The 17880-nt window shown below is 62.0% G+C and carries 14 protein-coding genes; 10 read left to right on the forward strand and 4 right to left on the reverse strand.

All coding sequences use genetic code 11. From position 1 onward, the window contains the following. The first annotated feature begins 190 nt into the window (after positions 1-190). The 6 genes from AC515T_RS26965 to yccS all read left to right on the forward strand — a co-directional run bounded on the left by AC515T_RS26965 (position 191) and on the right by yccS (position 10109). Positions 191-1633 carry a TldD/PmbA family protein gene (locus AC515T_RS26965; RefSeq protein ID WP_496530650.1) on the forward strand — a complete coding sequence of 481 codons (1443 nt, stop codon included), beginning with the start codon at positions 191-193 and terminating at the stop codon, positions 1631-1633. Further along, entirely contained in the window at positions 1633-2970 is a 1338-nt protein-coding gene (locus AC515T_RS26970) for a TldD/PmbA family protein (RefSeq protein ID WP_496530651.1), read from the forward strand. The genes AC515T_RS26965 and AC515T_RS26970 overlap by 1 nt, the downstream gene beginning before the upstream one ends. Before the next feature lie 204 nt (positions 2971-3174). Beyond that, a complete protein-coding gene (gene mdtD, locus AC515T_RS26975) occupies positions 3175-4602 on the forward strand; it encodes a multidrug transporter subunit MdtD (protein ID WP_496530652.1) in 1428 nt (475 codons plus the stop codon). A gap of 340 nt (positions 4603-4942) precedes the next feature. Continuing rightward, positions 4943-6280 carry an ATP-dependent RNA helicase DbpA gene (gene dbpA / locus AC515T_RS26980; RefSeq protein WP_230149652.1) on the forward strand — a complete coding sequence of 446 codons (1338 nt, stop codon included), beginning with the start codon at positions 4943-4945 and terminating at the stop codon, positions 6278-6280. 194 nt (positions 6281-6474) lie between these two features. Continuing rightward, positions 6475-7653 (forward strand): BaiN/RdsA family NAD(P)/FAD-dependent oxidoreductase, encoded by a 1179-nt coding sequence (locus tag AC515T_RS26985; RefSeq protein ID WP_496530653.1) that lies wholly within the window; start codon positions 6475-6477, stop codon positions 7651-7653. Positions 7654-7925: 272 nt separating this feature from the next. Then, the gene (gene yccS / locus AC515T_RS26990) at positions 7926-10109 is read left to right on the forward strand and encodes a YccS family putative transporter (RefSeq protein ID WP_496530654.1); all 2184 of its coding nucleotides are present in this window, start codon (positions 7926-7928) and stop codon (positions 10107-10109) included. A 134-nt stretch (positions 10110-10243) separates the two neighbouring features. Here the strand turns inward: yccS and AC515T_RS26995 are convergent, their stop codons facing one another. Then, positions 10244-10981, reverse strand: coding sequence for a substrate-binding periplasmic protein (locus tag AC515T_RS26995; protein ID WP_496530655.1), 738 nt, complete (start codon positions 10979-10981; stop codon positions 10244-10246). A 260-nt stretch (positions 10982-11241) separates the two neighbouring features. Between AC515T_RS26995 and AC515T_RS27000 the strand changes: the two genes are divergently transcribed. Beyond that, entirely contained in the window at positions 11242-11694 is a 453-nt protein-coding gene (locus AC515T_RS27000; RefSeq protein WP_496530656.1) for a GNAT family N-acetyltransferase, read from the forward strand. A 126-nt stretch (positions 11695-11820) separates the two neighbouring features. Here the strand turns inward: AC515T_RS27000 and AC515T_RS27005 are convergent, their stop codons facing one another. Genes AC515T_RS27005 through AC515T_RS27015 form a run of 3 tightly spaced genes read right to left on the reverse strand, consistent with a single transcriptional unit; the run spans position 11821 to position 14791 of the window. Then, on the reverse strand, positions 11821-12117 hold the full coding sequence (locus AC515T_RS27005; protein ID WP_496530657.1) for a winged helix-turn-helix domain-containing protein: 297 nt from the start codon (positions 12115-12117) through the stop codon (positions 11821-11823). 4 nt (positions 12118-12121) lie between these two features. Beyond that, complete coding sequence (locus tag AC515T_RS27010; RefSeq protein ID WP_122566584.1) at positions 12122-12625, reverse strand: M48 metallopeptidase family protein; 504 nt, start codon at positions 12623-12625, stop codon at positions 12122-12124. A 42-nt stretch (positions 12626-12667) separates the two neighbouring features. Then, positions 12668-14791, reverse strand: a complete 2124-nt coding sequence (locus tag AC515T_RS27015; RefSeq protein ID WP_496530658.1) for a putative bifunctional diguanylate cyclase/phosphodiesterase — start codon at positions 14789-14791, stop codon at positions 12668-12670. Between the two features lie 322 nt (positions 14792-15113). Here AC515T_RS27015 and AC515T_RS27020 point away from each other — a divergent pair, with 322 nt between their 5' ends. The 3 genes from AC515T_RS27020 (at position 15114) to AC515T_RS27030 (ending at position 17730) form a co-directional block, all read left to right on the forward strand. Beyond that, entirely contained in the window at positions 15114-15779 is a 666-nt protein-coding gene (locus AC515T_RS27020; protein WP_496530659.1) for a polysaccharide lyase family 7 protein, read from the forward strand. Positions 15780-16061: 282 nt separating this feature from the next. After that, the gene (locus tag AC515T_RS27025) at positions 16062-16730 is read left to right on the forward strand and encodes a polysaccharide lyase family 7 protein (RefSeq protein ID WP_496530660.1); all 669 of its coding nucleotides are present in this window, start codon (positions 16062-16064) and stop codon (positions 16728-16730) included. 331 nt (positions 16731-17061) lie between these two features. Next, the gene (locus tag AC515T_RS27030) at positions 17062-17730 is read left to right on the forward strand and encodes a polysaccharide lyase family 7 protein (protein ID WP_496530661.1); all 669 of its coding nucleotides are present in this window, start codon (positions 17062-17064) and stop codon (positions 17728-17730) included. Positions 17731-17880: the final 150 nt, after the last annotated feature.

Genomic DNA, 17880 nt, shown 5'->3' on the forward strand with positions numbered 1-17880 from the left:
TTTGCGGCGGACACAGATTTTGTGGTCGCTGAAGATCCAATGTGGGAGCGAGCCTGCTCGCGATGGCGTCCAACCTGACACGCCTTGATTCCTTCCCACCTTGATCCCTCCCCCACCCCAGGCCTACTCTAGAGCCACCGCGTCAACACGCCGCACCTCGCTGCATCGCCACTCCAGACAAGGAGGTTTCATGTTCGACTTCCACCCCCAGCTCAAGCAGCGTTTTGCTGCCTTGCGCACGGGCGCTGAATTCTTTTCCCTGCGCTACGTGCGTGAATCCGGCCAGCATTTGTCGGTGCGCAAGAACGTCGCCGAACCGCCGAGTCTGGGCCGTGACGAAGGTGCGATGCTCACCGCGCGGGTCAACGGGGTCGAGGCGTATGCCGCCACCAACGACTTGTCCCAGGCCGGCCTTCAAGCGGCACTCGAGCGCGCCGAGCAACACGCGCGCCAGCTCAAGCCCCATGCCCTGCTCGATCTGCGCGAGCAAGCAGTGTCCAGCGACCGCGCCGATTACTTCTCGCCGCATTTCGACCAGGCCTTCCCGCCCCTGAGCGATTGCTACCAATTGCTCGGCGACGAATCGGCCGCGGTGCCCCGGGACGAGCGCCTGGTGAACTGGCAGGCCAGCATCGGCCTGACCCAGGTCGAGCAGATCTACCTCAACAGTGCCGGCGCCGAACTGCGCCAGGCCCAGCGCTTCATCTACCCGGCCCTGGAAGTCACCGCCTTCGACGGCCACGACAGCCAGACCCGCACCCTGGGTCGGGAAAATTTCGGCCAGCAAGGTGGCTTCGATGTGATCAGCCGCTGCGGCCTGATCGGTGCCGGGACAAAAATCGCCGACCAGGCCCTGCAGTTGCTGATGGCGCCGAACACGCCGCAAGGCCCCCGCGACCTGCTGCTGATGCCCGACCAGATGATGCTGCAGATCCATGAGTCCATCGGTCATCCGCTGGAACTGGACCGCATCCTCGGGGACGAGCGCAATTACGCCGGCACCAGCTTTGTCAAGGCCAGCGATTTCGGCCACCTGCAATACGGCTCCAGCCTATTGAACGTGACCTTCGACCCGGACATCCCCGAGGAGCTGGCGAGCTACAGCCATGACGACGACGGCAGCGCCGCCAGCAAACAGTTCCTGATCCGCGAAGGTCTGTTGCTGCGTCCATTGGGCGGTGCGTTGTCGCAGTTCCGCGCCGGCCTCGACGGTGTCGCCAACAGCCGCGCCTGCGGCTGGAACCGCCCGCCCATCGACCGCATGGCGAACCTGAACATCGAACCCGGCGACCAGTCCCTGGAACAACTGATCCAAGGCACCGAACATGGCGTGCTGATGCGCACCAACCGCTCCTGGTCCATCGACGACGCCCGCAACAAGTTCCAGTTCGGCTGCGAGTGGGGCCAGTTGATCGAGAACGGCGAGCTCAAGGGCGTGGTCAAGAACCCCAACTACCGGGGTATTTCCGCGCAATTCTGGAAGAGTCTGCGCGCCGTGGGCGATGCCAGTACCCTCCAGGTTTTGGGCACGCCGAACTGCGGCAAGGGCGAACCGAACCAGGTCATCCGCGTCGGCCATGCGTCGCCTGCCTGCGTGTTCAGCAACGTTGATGTGTTTGGGGGAGATGCCTGATGAGCACTGTCAATAATCAGGCCGGAGCGTTCAAGGCGTTGGTCGACTGGCTGCGCGATGCCCTTCGTGAGCCTGAACAGTTCACCCTCGGCTACGCCGCCGAGTCTTCGGCCTTCGTGCGTTTCAACCACGGCAAGGTCCGCCAGGCCGGGCAGGTGCAGCAGGCCAATGTCAGCTTCAAACTGATCGACGACGGTCGCCACGCCGACTTGCAGATCACCCTGTCCGGCGACCCCGAGACCGACCTGCAACGCCTGGCCGAAGGCCTGCAACAGTTGCGCGAAACCTTGCCCCTGCTGCCCGCCGATCCTTACCTGCTGCTCAACCCCGACCACTGGCAGAGCCACAACGTGCAGGAGCATCCGCTGCCGGACACCGAACAGGCCGTGGCTGAAATCACCCGCGCCGCCGAAGGCCTCGACCTGGTGGGGTTCTACGCTGCCGGGCCCATCAGCCGAGGTTTCGCCAGTTCTTCGGGCGCGTTCGGCTGGCACCAAGCCAACAGCTTCAACTTCGATTTCAGCCTGTTCCATGAAAACGGCCAGGCGGTGAAAGCCAGCTACGCCGGGCATGAATGGAGCAGTGACGGATTTGCCCGGCGCTTCGAACAGGCCCGCGAGCAACTGGCGTTTCTCGGCCGTCCGCTGCGCACGTTGCCACCCGGCGAATACCGCGCCTACCTGGCGCCGGCCGCCCTGGAAGAGATCATGGGCATGCTCAGTTGGGGCGGGTTTTCGGCCCAGGCCATTGCCAGCAAGCAGAGCCCGTTGCAGAAGTTCTACGCCGGCGAAGCTCACTTCAGCCCCAACGTGTGGCTGAGCGAGCAGGTCAGCGGCTCCTTGAGCCCCGCTTTTTCCGACGAAGGTTATCCCCGCGATGACTTGGGCCTGATCGCCAAGGGCACGGCCAATGCGCAATTGATCAACTCACGCAGCGCCGCCGAATACAGCCTCGTGGCCAATGGCGCCAGCCGCTACGAATACCCCACGGCACTGGACATGCAGGGCGGACAGCTGGAGCAAAAATACGTCCTCGAACAACTTGGCACCGGGCTGTACATCAGCAACCTCTGGTACCTGAATTACTCCGACCAACCGGCGGCGCGCCTGACCGGCATGACCCGCTTCGCCACGTTCTGGGTCGAGAATGGCCAGATCGTCGCGCCGGTCAGTACCATGCGTTTCGACGACAGCGTCTACAGCCTGCTCGGCTCGCAACTCGAAGGCCTGACCCGAGAGCGGGAACTTCTGCTCTCGGCCAGCACCTACAGCCAGCGGGCGACGGCCTCGATGCTGTTGCCGGGGGCATTGGTCAAGCGGTTGACCTTGACCCTGTAATACCAAGAAGGGGGCCTTGTACCCAGTGGCGAGGGAGCTTGCTCCCGCTGGGGTGCGAAGCCCCCCAAACCAGCCAACACGGTGTACCTGAAAGATCGCGTCGCCTGGATTGCGACTGCTTCGCAGCCGAGCGGGAGCAAGCTCCCTCGCCACAAGAGCGCCCCTCGCCGCAGGTAATTGTTCACTTTTCATACAAGAGGTCCCATGCCCAACCGCGCTCCGCTCGACGCCGTCACCGCCCGCTGGCTTCCGTGGGTCGTGGCGATTGCCTTCTTCATGCAGTCCCTGGACGGGACCATCCTCAACACCGCCCTGCCCGCCATGGCCAGTGACCTGGCGGAGAACCCGTTGCGCATGCAGGGCGTGATCATTGCCTACATGCTCACCGTGGCGCTGCTGATCCCGGCGTCGGGCTGGGTCGCCGACCGCTTCGGCACCAAGAAGATTTTCTTCGGGGCGATCCTGTTGTTCAGCTTCGGCTCCCTGCTGTGCGCCCTGTCCAATTCGTTGAGCATGCTGATCGGCGCCCGAGTCATCCAGGGCCTGGGCGGTGCGCTGATGCTGCCTGTGGGCAGGCTGGTGGTGCTGCGGGCGTATCCGCGCTCGGAGCTGGTGCGGATCATGGGCTTCATCACCATTCCCGGCCTGCTCGGCCCACTGATCGGGCCGACCATGGGCGGCTGGATGGTCGAGTACCTGACCTGGCACTGGATCTTCATCATCAACCTGCCGGTGGGCGTGATCGGTTGTTATGCGGTGTGGAAATACATCCCCGACCTGCGTGGCAGCGAGCGCACCCGGTTCGATGGGCTGGGGTTCCTGCTGTTCGGCGCGGCGATGGTGCTGATCACCATCGCCATGGAAGGTTTGGGTGAACTGCATTTGCCGCACCTGCGGGTGATGTTGCTGCTGTTCGGCGGCATGGCCTGCCTGGCGGCCTATTGGTTGCGGGCCGGGCACGTCGAGAACGCATTGTTCCCGCCGTCGCTGTTCGAGACCCGGACCTTCGCCGTGGGCATCCTCGGCAACCTGTTCGCGCGCCTGGGCAGCGGCGCCTTGCCGTTCCTGGTGCCGTTGCTGCTGCAAGTCGCCCTGGGTTACTCACCGTCCCAGGCCGGCATGAGCATGCTGCCTCTGGCGGCGGCGGCCATGGTCGCCAAGTCCGTGGCTCGCCCGTTGATCGAACGCCTGGGCTATCGCATCGTCCTGACCGGCAACACCGTGGCCCTGGGCGTGATGCTGGCAAGCATGGGCCTGGTCAGCGAACAGACGCCGTACTGGCTGCTGCTGGCGCAACTGGCGGTGCTGGGGGCGATCAACTCGCTGCAATTCACCGCGATGAATACCGTGACCCTGATTGACCTGGACGACGCCAACGCCAGCAGCGGCAACAGCCTGCTGTCGGTGGTGGCGCAACTGTCCCTGAGCCTCGGCGTGGCCTGCGCCGGCGCCCTGCTCGGCGGCTTTACCGCCCAGGTGGGCAACGACGGGGTGGACACCGTGCTGGGCGCGTTCCAACTGACGTTCGTGACGGTGGGGATCATGGCGATGCTGGCGGCGACGATTTTTTCCCAGTTGTCGAAGCAGGACGGGCGGCGGAACAAGCGACCGGATGAGCATATCGAGCACTAGTTTCCAGGGGGATCGGGAAACTTTTGGCTTTTGGCTTTTGTGGAGAGGGAGCTTGCTCCCGCTCGGCTGCGCAGCAGTCGCAATCCAGGCGACGCGAACTTCCAGGCACACCGTGTTGGCCGGTTTGGGGTTGCTGCGCAACCCAGCGGGAGCAAGCTCTCTCGCCACGGGTTCCACCATCCCCCGGACTAAACAGTTCTGCCGTTTGGCCCCCACAGCTCGTCCAGAACTTTCGAAGAAAGTGGCACGAGGCTGCTACACTGCGCGACATTTTGTTTTGCAGGCCAGTCCCGTGACCACCATTGCCACCGCTTTTAATACTTTGCCGCTGTCCGCCGCCATGCTGGCTAACCTCGAATCACTCGGTTATGCCCAGATGACGCCGATCCAGGCGCAAAGCTTGCCGGTGATCCTCAAAGGCATGGACCTGATCGCCCAGGCCAAGACCGGCAGCGGCAAGACCGCCGCCTTCGGCATCGGCCTGCTGAACCCGATCAACCCACGCTTCTTCGGCTGCCAGGCACTGGTGATGTGCCCGACCCGCGAGCTGGCCGACCAGGTTGCCAAGGAAATCCGTCGCCTGGCCCGCGCCGAAGACAACATCAAGGTCCTGACCCTGTGCGGCGGCGTGTCCTTCGGCCCGCAGATCGCTTCCCTCGAGCACGGCGCCCACATCATCGTCGGCACCCCAGGGCGCATCCAGCAGCACCTGCGCAAGGGTTCGCTGGTCCTCGACGGCCTCAACACGCTGATCCTCGACGAAGCCGACCGCATGCTCGACATGGGCTTCTACGACGCCATCGAAGACATCATCCAGCAGACCCCGGAACGCCGCCAGACGCTGCTGTTCTCCGCCACCTACCCGGTGGGCATCAAGCAACTGTCGTCCAAGTTCATGCGCAATCCGCAGCAAGTGAAGGCCGAGGCGTTTCACTCCGACGCGCAGATCGAGCAGCGCTTCTACGAAATCTCCCCCGAGGAGCGCATGGACGCGGTGGTCAAGGTGCTGGCGCATTTCCGCCCGGCCTCCTGCGTGGCGTTCTGCTTCACCAAGCAGCAGGTCCAGGAAACCGTCGACCACCTGACATCCAAGGGCATTTCTGCCGTCGGCCTGCACGGCGACCTGGAACAGCGCGACCGCGACCAGGTACTGGCGATGTTCGCCAACCGCAGCACCTCGGTGCTGGTGGCCACTGACGTGGCGGCCCGCGGCCTGGACATCGATGCCCTGGACATGGTGATCAACGTCGAACTGGCCCGGGACTCGGAAATCCACATCCACCGCGTCGGCCGCACCGGTCGCGCCGGTGAGAAAGGCATCGCCATCAGCCTGGTGGCGCCGTCCGAAGCCCACCGCGCCCAGGCCATCGAGCAACTGCAGAAGTCGCCACTGAGCTGGGACCAACTGGACAATCTCAAGCCCCAGGGCGGCGGCCCGCTGTTGCCGGCCATGAGCACCCTGTGCATCGGCGCCGGGCGCAAGGACAAGGTCCGCCCCGGCGACATCCTCGGCGCCCTGACCGGCGAGGCCGGCATCCCCGGTGCCCAGGTCGGCAAGATCGCGATCTTCGATTTCCAGGCCTACGTGGCCGTGGAACGCGGCATCGCCAAACAGGCCCTGCAACGCCTGAACGATGGCAAGATCAAGGGCCGCTCGTTGCGGGTGCGGATCCTCTGATTGCTGTTGGCTTACCCTGTGGCGAGGGAGCTTGCTCCCGCTGGGCTGCGCAGCAGCCCTAAAAACTATAAGCGCGGCTCTTCAGACAGTTCGCGTTCGTTGGTCTTGCGACCGCTTCGCGCTCGAGCGGGAGCAAGCTCCCTCGCCACAAGAGCGAACTCCTGCCAGACCCCATACATTTAGAGGACACCGTTTTGCGCTCTACCGAAGTCGTGATCATTGGCGCTGGCGCCGCGGGGTTGATGTGTGCGCTGACCGCAGCCGCGCGCGGGCGGCAGGTGCTGCTGCTGGACCACGCCAACAAGGCCGGCAAAAAGATCCTCATGTCCGGCGGTGGGCGTTGCAATTTCACCAACATGTACACCGAGCCGAGCAATTTCCTCTCGCAGAACCCGCACTTCTGCAAGTCGGCCCTGGCCCGCTACACCCAGTGGGATTTCATCGCGCTGGTGGCCAAGCACGGCGTGCCCTATCACGAGAAAAAGCTCGGCCAGTTGTTCTGCGATAACAAGTCCAGCGACATCCTCGGCCTGCTGTTGGATGAGTGCGACCAGGCCGGCGTCAGCCTGCACCTGGACACGTCGATCACGCAGATCGAAAAAACCGACGGCGGCTACCTGCTGCAAACCACCCTCGGCACCCTCGCCTGCCAATCCCTGGTAATCGCCACCGGTGGGCTGTCGATCCCGACCCTGGGGGCAACCGGCTTCGGTTATCAGGTGGCGAAACAGTTTGGCCATGCGCTGCTGCCGACCCGCGCCGGGCTGGTGCCGTTCACCATCACCGATCAGCTCAAGGCCCTGTGCACCGAACTGTCGGGCACTTCGGTGGATTGCCTGGTGAGCTGCAACGACCAGAGTTTTCGCGAGAACATCCTGTTCACCCATCGCGGCCTGAGCGGGCCGGCAATCCTGCAGATTTCCTCGTTCTGGGAACCGGGGGACACGGTGCAGATCAACCTGCTGCCTGACCACGACGTGCCGCAATGGCTGCAGCAGCAACAGGCCGAACGCCCCAACAGCGAACTCAAGACCCTGCTGGGCGAGCTGTTCACCAAGAAGATGGCCAACCTGCTGGCCGACACCTGGTTCGTGTCCAAACCCATGAAGCAATACACCCACGCGGAGCTGGCGGACATCGCCGAGAAACTGGCGAGCTGGAACGTCGTCCCCGCCGGCACCGAAGGCTACCGCACCGCCGAAGTCACCCTCGGCGGCGTCGACACCCGGGAAGTCTCGTCCAAGACCATGGAATCGTTGAAAAGCCCTGGCCTGTATTTTATCGGCGAAGTGCTGGACGTCACCGGGCACCTGGGCGGGTTCAACTTCCAATGGGCCTGGGCGTCGGGTTACGCGGCTGCGCAGTACGTCTGAATCGATGCTGAGCCTGCTTTTGTGGCGAGGGAGCTTGCTCCCGCTCGACTGCGCAGCAGCCGCAAAACAAGGCACTGTGCTCTATCTGAAAGAGCGCGCGTAGACCAAAGGGGCTGCTTCGCAGCCCAGCGGGAGCAAGCTCCCTCGCCACAGATAAAGTAGCCTCAGGTGTCCCCCGGAACACTTTTTGCTGTCAGATGTGATCGCCGCCATTGCGTCGGCGTCATTACTGCCTCAATTTAGCGTCATTGCCCGTCAGGCCCGTGCACTTCATGTCAGCGAACTCGTTTAGTCAGTCTTTGCGTCGCCTTTGGGCGTTGGATAAATTCAGTTATAGCGTGCGGGTCTTCATCGCCCTGACGGGCAGCATGGGGCTGTGCTGGTACCTGGATGAAATGGCACTGCTGATTCCCTTGTTCCTGGGCATCATCGCCAGCGCCCTGGCCGAGACCGATGACAGTTGGCAGGGCCGCCTCAATGCGCTGGCCGTGACCCTGGTGTGCTTCAGTGTCGCCGCGTTGTCGGTGGAATTGCTGTTCCCCTACCCCGTCCTGTTCATCATCGCCCTGGCCCTGGCGGCCTTTGGCCTGACCATGCTTGGCGCCCTGGGTGAGCGCTATGGCGCAATCGCCTCGGCCACGCTGATTCTTTCGGTCTACACCATGATCGGCGTGGATCAGCGCGGCGGCGCGGTCAACGATTTCTGGCATGAACCCCTGCTACTGGTCGCCGGTGCCGCGTGGTACGGCTTGCTGTCGGTGGTGTGGCAGGCATTGTTTTCCAACCAGCCTGTGCAACAAAGCCTGGCGCGACTGTTTCGTGAGCTGGGGCGCTACCTGAAATTGAAATCGTCGCTCCTGGAGCCGATCCGCCAACTGGATGTCGAAGCCCGCCGCCTGGAACTGGCCCAGCAGAACGGCCGGGTGGTCGCAGCACTCAACAGCGCGAAGGAAATCATCCTGCATCGCGTCGGCAATGGCCGGCCCGGGTCGAAAGTCAGTCGCTACCTGAAGCTGTACTTCCTGGCCCAGGACATTCACGAACGGGCCAGCTCTTCCCACTACCCCTACAACGCCCTGGCCGAAGCCTTCTTCCACAGCGACGTGCTGTTCCGCTGCCAGCGCCTGCTGCGTCAGCAAGGCAAGGCCTGCCAGGCGCTGGCCGAATCGATCCAACTGCGCCAGCCGTTCGTCTACGACGACACCTTCGCCGAGGCCCTCAACGACCTGCACGCGTCCCTCGAACACCTGCGCATCCAGAGCAACCCGGCCTGGCGCGGCTTGCTGCGGTCGTTGCGAGCGCTGTCGGTGAACCTTGGCACCCTGGACCGCCTGCTCAGCGACGCGAGCAACCCCGACGCCCTGGCCGACGCTACCGACAGCAGCCTGCTGGACCGCTCGCCGCGCAACCTCAAGGATGTCTGGCTGCGCTTGCGTACCCAGCTCACGCCCACCTCGCTGCTGTTCCGGCATGCCCTGCGCTTGCCCCTGGCTTTAAGCGTGGGTTACGCCGTGGTGCACATGATCCACCCGTCCCAGGGCTACTGGATCATCCTCACCACGCTGTTCGTGTGCCAACCCAACTACGGCGCCACCCGGCGCAAGCTCGGCCAGCGGATCATCGGCACCGCCATTGGCCTGACAGTGGCCTGGGCGCTGTTCGACCTGTTTCCCAATCCGCTGGTGCAATCGAGCTTCGCCATTGCCGCCGGGGTGGTGTTCTTTACCAACCGCACCACCCGCTACACCCTGGCAACTGCCGGGATCACCATCATGGTGCTGTTCTGCTTCAACCAGGTGGGCGACGGCTATGGGCTGCTGCTGCCGCGGCTGTTCGATACCTTGCTCGGCAGCCTGATTGCCGGGCTGGCGGTCTTCCTGTTCCTGCCTGACTGGCAAGGTCGGCGACTGAACAAAGTGCTGGCCAACACGCTGACCTGCAACAGCATTTACCTACGCCAGATCATGCAGCAATACGCCGCCGGTAAAAGTGACGACCTGGCCTACCGCCTGGCCCGCCGCAACGCCCACAACGCCGATGCCGCGCTGTCCACTACGCTGGCCAACATGCTGATGGAGCCAGGGCATTTCCGGAAGGAAGCCGATGTGGGGTTCCGCTTTCTGGTGCTGTCCCACACCCTGCTCAGTTACCTGTCCGGCCTGGGCGCCCACCGGGGCACCGAACTGCCGACGCAAGTACGCGAACAACTGATTGACGGTGCCGGGGTGAAACTGGCGGCGAGCATCGACGAAATCGCCCAGGGCCTGGCGAGCAAACAGCCCATTGCGATCCAGAGCGACGAAGAGGAAGCCCTGGCCAGCGAGCTTGAGCAGATGCCCGATGAAATTGACGAGGGGCAGCGCCTGGTGCAGACGCAACTGGGGTTGATCTGTCGACAGTTGGGGCCGTTGCGGACCTTGGCGGCGCATCTGATCAAGGACACCAGCGAGGCTTGAGGGTTGTGGTGTTTGGATGGGCCTCATCGCGAGCAAGCTCGCTCCCACAGTGGATTGTTGGTGTACGCAGACGTTGTGTCACAGCAGGCCCCTGTGGGAGCGAGCTTGCTCGCGATAGGGCCCGTCCAGACACCCTACATCCCATGCGCCTTCAATAATCGCGCATAACTCCCATCCGCCTTCATCGCCGCGATCTCCCGATCGAACCCGGCCACGATTTGCTCATGCTCCGGGTTCTTCAGGCTGACCAGGATGTGCAGGCTGTTTTCGCTCAGGGGCTTGGGCAGGAACTCCACGGCGCTGCGCACCTTGGGCGATTCGCGGGCCAAGTAATAGCGGGCGACGTACTCGTCTTCCAGGGTCAGCTTCACGCGGTCGGCAGCCAGCATGCGCACCGCCATGGCGAAGTTATGCACCGGGACTTTCTGCATTTGCGGGTCTTCATCGAAGGCCTTGGCGTAGGCATAACCGCGCACGACAGCGATGGGATAGGCACGCAACTGTTGCAGGCTGTCGAACTGGATCGCCTCGTCCTTGCGCTTGATGAAGCGCACACGGTTGAGCAGGTATTCGGCCGAGAACCGGCCTATATGGGTGCGCTCCTCGCTGTACCAGACGTTGACCAGCACGTCATAGCGGCCCTCGCCGATGCCCAGCATCGCACGGGCCCAGGGCACCTGCTCGAAGTCCGTGGCGTAGCCGGCCCGCGCCAGGGCCGTGCTGACGATATCGGTCGCCAGGCCGCCATTGATCAAGGTGGAATCGGTAAAGGGCGGCCAGGCATCGGCGACCAGGCGCAACTTCTGCGCGCAGGCCTCGTAGCTCAGCAACAGCAACCCGATCAATGCAAGAGCTCGATGCAATCGCGGCATGCCAAACGTCCTTGACGGGTTCAAAGCCCGGTTTGTTTTTAGCCGAAACTCAACAGGCGTCCTCAGACACCCGGTCCTAACATTAGCTCATTGGAACCGCTGCGCAGGGCTGTCATGAAGATTACACAAAGACGAGAGCACCGCGACAAAGGAATGATGGCATTTTGGTCTTTGTCACAGATTTTCCGGTCGCGCGAGCAAGAGACTTCCAAGCCAAGCACGCTTAATATCGGCATCAGGTTCTTCAGGAAATTCAAAAAATGGATATCGAGTGGGTCTGTAAACATCACAGTGACCTGAGCAAGGAACAGCTGTATGCCATCCTCAAATTGCGCGCCGAGGTGTTCGTCGTCGAGCAGAACTGCGCCTACCCGGACGTCGACGGCCTGGACCTGGAGGGCGACACCTGCCACTTGATGGCCTGGCACGACAACCACCTGGTGGCCTACCTGCGCCTGCTCGACCCGCATTCGCAAAACAGTGACGTGGTGATCGGGCGCGTGATCATCGCACCCCAGGCGCGCGGCCAGGGGTTGGGCCACACGCTGATGGAACAAGGGCTCAAGCAGGCCGAGAAACATTGGCCCGGGACATCGATCTCATTGTCGGCCCAGGCGCATCTGCAGGGGTATTACGGGCGGTACGGGTTTGAAGTGGTGGGGGTGGAATACATGGAGGATGGGATTCCACATATCGGTATGCATCGGCCCTGAAAATGTCTTCGCGAGCAGGCTCGCTCCCACAGTGGATCTTCAGTGAACACAAAATCTGTGTACGAAGATGATTAAAATGTGGGAGCGAGCCTGCTCGCGAAGGGGCCCGCACCGACAACGACATATTCAGGGATACTCGAGCACCGCCTTGATCCGCTGCAGATTCTCCTCGATCCACCCCCGATCGATCGCCCCCCAATCGCGAATCCGATAGCGCCCGGCATGGTTGCGCGCGCCGTCCTCCTGCTCGAATTCACACACGATATCCAGGTCAGCCAGCGCGACGATCGTGTCCTGGGCCGTGCGCCGGGGCATGCCGGTGGCTTCGGTGAGCGCCGGGACGTTGCAGGCCAGGCCGCTGTCGATCAGGTAAGCCACGTACAGGCGACGGTAGAAACTGGTCTTGGTCTTGCTCACGTCCATTCAATCAGTCCTTGTGAGGTTGCAGGTCACGCCAGGTCAGGTACACCCGCAGGTCGAATTCCAACTGGTGATAGCCCGGCAGCATGTGTTCGCAGAGCTGGTAGAAGGCCTTGTTGTGGTCCGATTCCTTGAAGTGCGCCAGTTCGTGCACCACGATCATCTTCAGGAACTCGGGGGCCGCGTCCTTGAACAGCGCCGCGATGCGGATTTCCTTCTTGGCCTTGAGCTTGCCGCCCTGCACCCGCGACACCGCGGTGTGCAGGCCGAGGGCGCGGTGGGTCAGGTCCAGGCGACTGTCGAACAACACCTTGTCGATGGCCGGCGCGTTACGCAGGTATTGCTGCTTGAGGTCCAGCGCATAGCCATACAGCGCCTTGTCGCTCTGGATCGGATGCCGACCCGGGTAGCGCTGTTGCAGGTAATCGCCCAGGCGATCCTGGGCAATCAATTGCTGCACTTGGGCTTGCAGGGCGGCGGGGTAGGCCTGGAGGTATTTGAGCGCGGTCATCGGCGGGCAACACAGTCACAAGAGGCCGCCAGTGTAGCGAATTCAGGCCTGCACCGCGCTCCAGTCGAAGGGCGTGGCGAAGGCATTGGTGTCTTCGGCCATCAACGGTCGCGCCACGAGGAACCCCTGCACGAACTCGCAGCCATGGGCCTGTAGCCACAGATACTGCTCGCGGGTTTCCACCCCTTCGGCGATCACCCGCAAGCCCAACTGCGTACACAGGTCGATGACCGAGGCGGCCAACGCGGCATCCCGGGGCGACCCTGGCAGGCGGGCGATCAAGTGCCGATCGAGCTTGAGGGTATCGAGTTCAAGGTCGCGCAGATGCGCCAACGAACACGGGCCAGAACCGAAGTCATCCAATGCCACGCGCACCCCGAGCTGGCGCAGCAGGCGCAATTGCTTTTGGGTTTCATCGGGATTGCGCATCAGCGCATCCTCGGTCACCTCGACCTCCAACTGCCGAGGCTTCAAGGCATGGCGTTCCAGGACCTGGCGCAACTCGGTCACCAGGTTCGGCATGCCGAACTGAGTGCTGCTCAGACTCACCCCCAACACCAGGTCGTCAGCGAACAACCGCTCCCAGACTTTGCGCTGGGCCGCGCTGCGATGATAAATCCAGCTGCCCAACCGACTGATCAATCGCGCCTCTTCCAGCAACGGCAGGAACAGGCCCGGCGGCACATCCCCGACGCTCGGGTGCTGCCAGCGCAACAGCGCCTCGAAACCGCGGATCCGCCCGTCGACGATGCTTACCTGGGGCTGGTAGACCATATTGAAATCGCGGTTCTCGATGGCCGAGCGCACGCTCTCTTCCAGCATCAGCCGTGAACGGGCTCGACCGTTCATTTCGTGGTCGTAAAAACGGTATTGCTGGCGACCGGCACGCTTGGCTTCGTACATGGCGATATCGGACGCCCGTAGCAAGCCATCGAGGTTGGCGCCACAGTCCGGGTACGTCGCGATGCCGATGCTGGCGCCGAGCGCCACGTCCATGCCTTCGATCTGCTGGCAGATCGCGACGCGCTCGATGAGTTTCTCCGCGATCTTGGCCGCCTGCTCGGGAAACTCCAGGTCCAGCAGGGCCGTGAACTCGTCACCGCCCAGCCGCGCCAGGATATCGAAGGGACGCAGGCACGCCTTCAACTGCTCCGACACCCAGCGCAGGACCCGGTCCCCGGCGTCGTGCCCCAGCGAGTCATTGACCCGTTTGAAGCCATCGAGGTCCAGGTACAGCAGCACCCAATTGCTTTCCAGCCGCTCGCTGCGCATCAACAGGTTTTCCGCGGTCTGGTAGAAGCCCCGACGGTTGAGCAAACCGGTGAGCGGGTCCGTGACGGCCTGGTATTCGAGCTGCTGGTGCAAGTGGCGCACCACGGACATATCCTGGAGTGTCACCACCATCGCCTTCTGTTCCGAGGGCAGCGGCGCGCAGGACAAGGCCACCGACACTTGCTGGCCGGGTGCCGTGCGCAGCACCGCGTCATGCAATCGCCAGGTTTCACCCCGCCGGTAAGCGTTTTGGATCTGGGAATCGACCCACTCGGGGATGTGGGGTTTCTGCAGGAAATCCAGGAACGGCATCCCCTGCAACTGCTCGGCGGTGGCATTGAGCAAACGGCAGGTCGACGGGTTGGCGAAACGGATACACCCATTCTCATCCACCACCAGGATGCCTTCGGCGGCGTTGTCCAGTACCGAGGCATTGAAGGCCCTGGCCGCTTCGAGATCCTGGCTCAGGCGCTGCAAGGCCCGGCGATTGCGCTGGTGTTCGAGCAACGCCTGGACCTTGGGCTTGAGGATTTGCGGATCGAAGGGCTTGAACAGGTAATCCACGGCGCCACTGGCGTAGCCCTTGATGACCGCGTCCTGGGATTGCTCGTTGGCCGTCAGGAAAATGATCGGCGTGAGCCGCGTGCGCTGACTGCCGCGCATCAGGCGCGCCACTTCGAAACCGTCCATGTCGGGCATCTGCACATCCAGCAGAACCAGGTCGATGTCGTGTTCGAGCAGCAGGTTAAGCGCCTCGACCCCCGAGGACGCGGTCATGACCTGCCAATCCTGGCGCTGCAACAAGGCCCGCATGCTGAGCAGGTTTTCAGGGTAATCATCAACAATCAAAAGGACAGAGCTGTCTTCGCCGGGCGTTGGTTGCGCGCATTCCATGCTGCTTCTCTTATCGGGCGCCACGTCCGTTTTTACGTAGCAAAGCGGACAAATACTGTCCCCTCACTCTAGACCGGGATTTTGAAAAGCAGTAGGTGTCATCACGCCATCATCCAGGCAAAGCCCGAAATAGCCGACTAACGGTCACCCTCCTCGGGCACAGAAACTGCAAAGACATCTACGACGGACAATTGACGTCAGACATCCGCCGAACGGTTATCAAAAAATTTTCCCTTCGACGTGATTAATACGCCTACAAGCGCGAGCTAGAGCCTCTCGCTGGGCGCTCAGCATTTTCACTCCCGCTATGTAGGATCCGATCATGATTGATCTCGCCACCTGGAACCTGAGTATCCCCGAAGGTAGCCCACCGACGACCATCGCAACCTCTCAACTGGTGCAAGGGTTCCAGAACCAATATTTCCATGCCGACTCCGGCACGGTGTTTTTCTGGGCACCGGTGACCGGCGCCACGACCGCTAATGCTATTTATCCGCGCAGTGAACTTCGTGAAACCTACAGCAACGGCACCTTGCGCAATTGGCTGTACTCGGCGGCGGACAACAAGCTGGCCGCCACCCTGGCCGTCAGCCAGGTGCCCAGCTCCGGCAAGGTCGTCATTGGTCAGATCCATGCCAAGGACAGCACCAGCCCTATGGTGAAACTGGAGTACCAGTACAAAACCTACAGCTCCACCGGCAACATTGTCGCCAAGGTGCGCATGCGCCCCGATGACGAGTCGGGTCAGGTCATCACCATCGCCACGGGCATAAAGCTCAATCAGTCCTTCTCTTACCTGATCCATCTCAGCCCCACCGGCGTGCTGACCATCAATGGCGCGGGTTATCAGTGGAGCTCCCCCATCAGCTCCACTTGGAGCGACAAACCGCTGTACTTCAAGGCGGGCGTGTACGTGCAGGACAACACCGGTTATCCCACTGAAGGCGCGACCGTGACGTTCAGCCTGCTGGATATCGATCACCTCTAGACGCTTTGCGGGGCGCCATGGCCGCAGCGCCATGGTGCCCGCCCAGGCGACCGTATCGATGAGAAATCGTTCAGGGCGAGCTATAAATTGCCGACTAACGGTTATCCATCCGGGCACAGATGCTGCAATTGACATATCCGACTGACAATTGACGTCAAATGTCCGCCGGATGGTTGATTCAAAAACCACCTTCCTGCGTGATCAACACACTCCAAATGCTCGGAGTAGAGCCTCCCGCTTTGGTACTCAGCACTTTTACGCCCCGTTACGCAGGATCCGACCATGATCGATCTGAACACCTGGAACTTGAGCATCCCCGAAGGCAGCCCGGCAATGACCATCGAAACGCCGCGGCTGGCACAAGGGTTCAAGGACGAATATTTCCACGCCGACACCGGCACGCTGTTCTTCTGGGCGCCGGTGACCGGCACCAAGACTGCAAACGCGATTTACCCGCGCAGCGAACTGCGGGAAACCTACAGCGACGGCACCCTGCGCAATTGGCTGTACCCGGCAGCGGACAACATCCTGCGTGCCGCCGTAACCGTTAACCAGGTGCCCAGTAGCGGCAAGATCGTGATCGGTCAGATCCACGCCAAAGACAGCACCAGTCCGATGGTGAAACTGGAGTACCAGTACAAGACCTACAGTTCCACCGGCAACATCGTCGCCAAGGTACGCATGCGCCCCGACGACGAAACCGGCCAGGTCATCACCATCGCTACCGGCGTGAAGCTCGACCGCAGCTTTACCTACATGATCCACCTCAGCCCGAAGGGCGCGTTGGGCATCAGCGCGGCGGGTTACAACTGGAGAACCACTATCGACCCGTCCTGGAAGGTCAAACCGCTGTATTTCAAGGCGGGCGTGTACGTGCAGGACAACACCGGCTACACCACTGAAGGCGGCAAAGTGACGTTCAGCCTGCTGGATATCGATCACAACATCTGATCGCTTTTCCTGGCGCCATGGCAGCACGGATGCTGCTTGCGTGCCCTCCCCTCAATGCCTCGGCATTCGCCTCTCAAGCTCGATCGAACCGAGCGCATGCACCGGTGCCATATCGCCATCGTTCAAAAAAATTCCGCTTTAGCCGACTAACGGTCGCTTGTCTCGGGCACCAAAGCGGCAAACGCCACTCTGACGGTCTGCTGACGCCAACCCTCCGCCGGAATTGCGTGAACAACGTACGATCCCGCTTCCTCCTGGCGTCGGCGAAAGCGCGTCCTAGAGCCTTCGGCTGTGGCGTAAATCATTTCTTATGTACAGAAAGGATCCGAACATGGTCGATCTTGCAACCTGGAACTTGAGCATCCCCGAGGGCAGCCCGCCGAAAACCATCGAAACGCCTCGGCTGGTGGATGGGTTCCGGGATAAATATTTCAATTCCGAAGGCAGCACGGTGTACTTCTGGTCACCGGTTACCGGTACCAAGACTGAAAACGCGATCTACCCGCGCAGTGAATTACGCGAGACCTATAAAGACGGCACCTTGCGCAACTGGCTGTATCCCGATGCCGACAATAAATTGAGCGCCACACTGGTGGTCAACCAGGTTCCCAGCAGTGGCAAGATCGTCATCGGTCAGATTCATGCCAAGGACAGCAGCAAGCCCATGGTGAAGCTGGAATACCAATACAAGGATGCCAGCAGCACCGGGGACATCGTCGCCAAAGTCCGCATGCGCCCCGATGATGACGAAGGTCGGGTCATCGCCGTCGCCAGCGGCGTGAAACTTAATCAGGCCTTCAGTTATCGGCTCCACCTCGACCGTACCGGTGACCTGGGCATTACTGCGGCGGGTCGTAGCTGGTACACCACCGTCAGCACCAAATGGAAGGTCAAGCCGTTGTACTTCAAGGCTGGGGTGTATGTGCAGGACAACAGCGGCTATACCAGCGAAGGCGGGAAAGTGACGTTCAGCAAGCTGGATATCGATCACAACACTTAAAAGTGCTTCCGAAAATCTCGTAGGAAACATCCCCTTGTGGCGAGGGGATTTATCCCCGCTGGGCTGCGCAGCAGCCCTCTCCTTTCGTCAGCCCTACCGCATGCCCAGGTTTTGCGGCGGCTGCGCCCCCGAGCGGGAGCAAGCTCCCTC

Source organism: Pseudomonas sp. FSO-7, from assembly GCF_059579345.1.

What these genes read in the sequence shown, in the direction of transcription:
- AC515T_RS27015 (WP_496530658.1), bottom strand. Translation starts at nt 14,791, where the DNA reads ATGGAATGCGCGCAACCAACGCCCGGCGAAGACAGCTCTGTCCTTTTG.
- AC515T_RS27020 (WP_496530659.1), top strand. Translation starts at nt 15,114, where the DNA reads ATGATTGATCTCGCCACCTGGAACCTGAGTATCCCCGAAGGTAGCCCA.
- AC515T_RS26995 (WP_496530655.1), bottom strand. Translation starts at nt 10,981, where the DNA reads ATGCCGCGATTGCATCGAGCTCTTGCATTGATCGGGTTGCTGTTGCTG.
- AC515T_RS27025 (WP_496530660.1), top strand. Translation starts at nt 16,062, where the DNA reads ATGATCGATCTGAACACCTGGAACTTGAGCATCCCCGAAGGCAGCCCG.
- yccS (WP_496530654.1), top strand. Translation starts at nt 7,926, where the DNA reads ATGTCAGCGAACTCGTTTAGTCAGTCTTTGCGTCGCCTTTGGGCGTTG.
- AC515T_RS27005 (WP_496530657.1), bottom strand. Translation starts at nt 12,117, where the DNA reads ATGGACGTGAGCAAGACCAAGACCAGTTTCTACCGTCGCCTGTACGTG.
- AC515T_RS27010 (WP_122566584.1), bottom strand. Translation starts at nt 12,625, where the DNA reads ATGACCGCGCTCAAATACCTCCAGGCCTACCCCGCCGCCCTGCAAGCC.
- AC515T_RS27030 (WP_496530661.1), top strand. Translation starts at nt 17,062, where the DNA reads ATGGTCGATCTTGCAACCTGGAACTTGAGCATCCCCGAGGGCAGCCCG.
- AC515T_RS26965 (WP_496530650.1), top strand. Translation starts at nt 191, where the DNA reads ATGTTCGACTTCCACCCCCAGCTCAAGCAGCGTTTTGCTGCCTTGCGC.
- mdtD (WP_496530652.1), top strand. Translation starts at nt 3,175, where the DNA reads ATGCCCAACCGCGCTCCGCTCGACGCCGTCACCGCCCGCTGGCTTCCG.
- AC515T_RS27000 (WP_496530656.1), top strand. Translation starts at nt 11,242, where the DNA reads ATGGATATCGAGTGGGTCTGTAAACATCACAGTGACCTGAGCAAGGAA.
- dbpA (WP_230149652.1), top strand. Translation starts at nt 4,943, where the DNA reads ATGCTGGCTAACCTCGAATCACTCGGTTATGCCCAGATGACGCCGATC.
- AC515T_RS26970 (WP_496530651.1), top strand. Translation starts at nt 1,633, where the DNA reads ATGAGCACTGTCAATAATCAGGCCGGAGCGTTCAAGGCGTTGGTCGAC.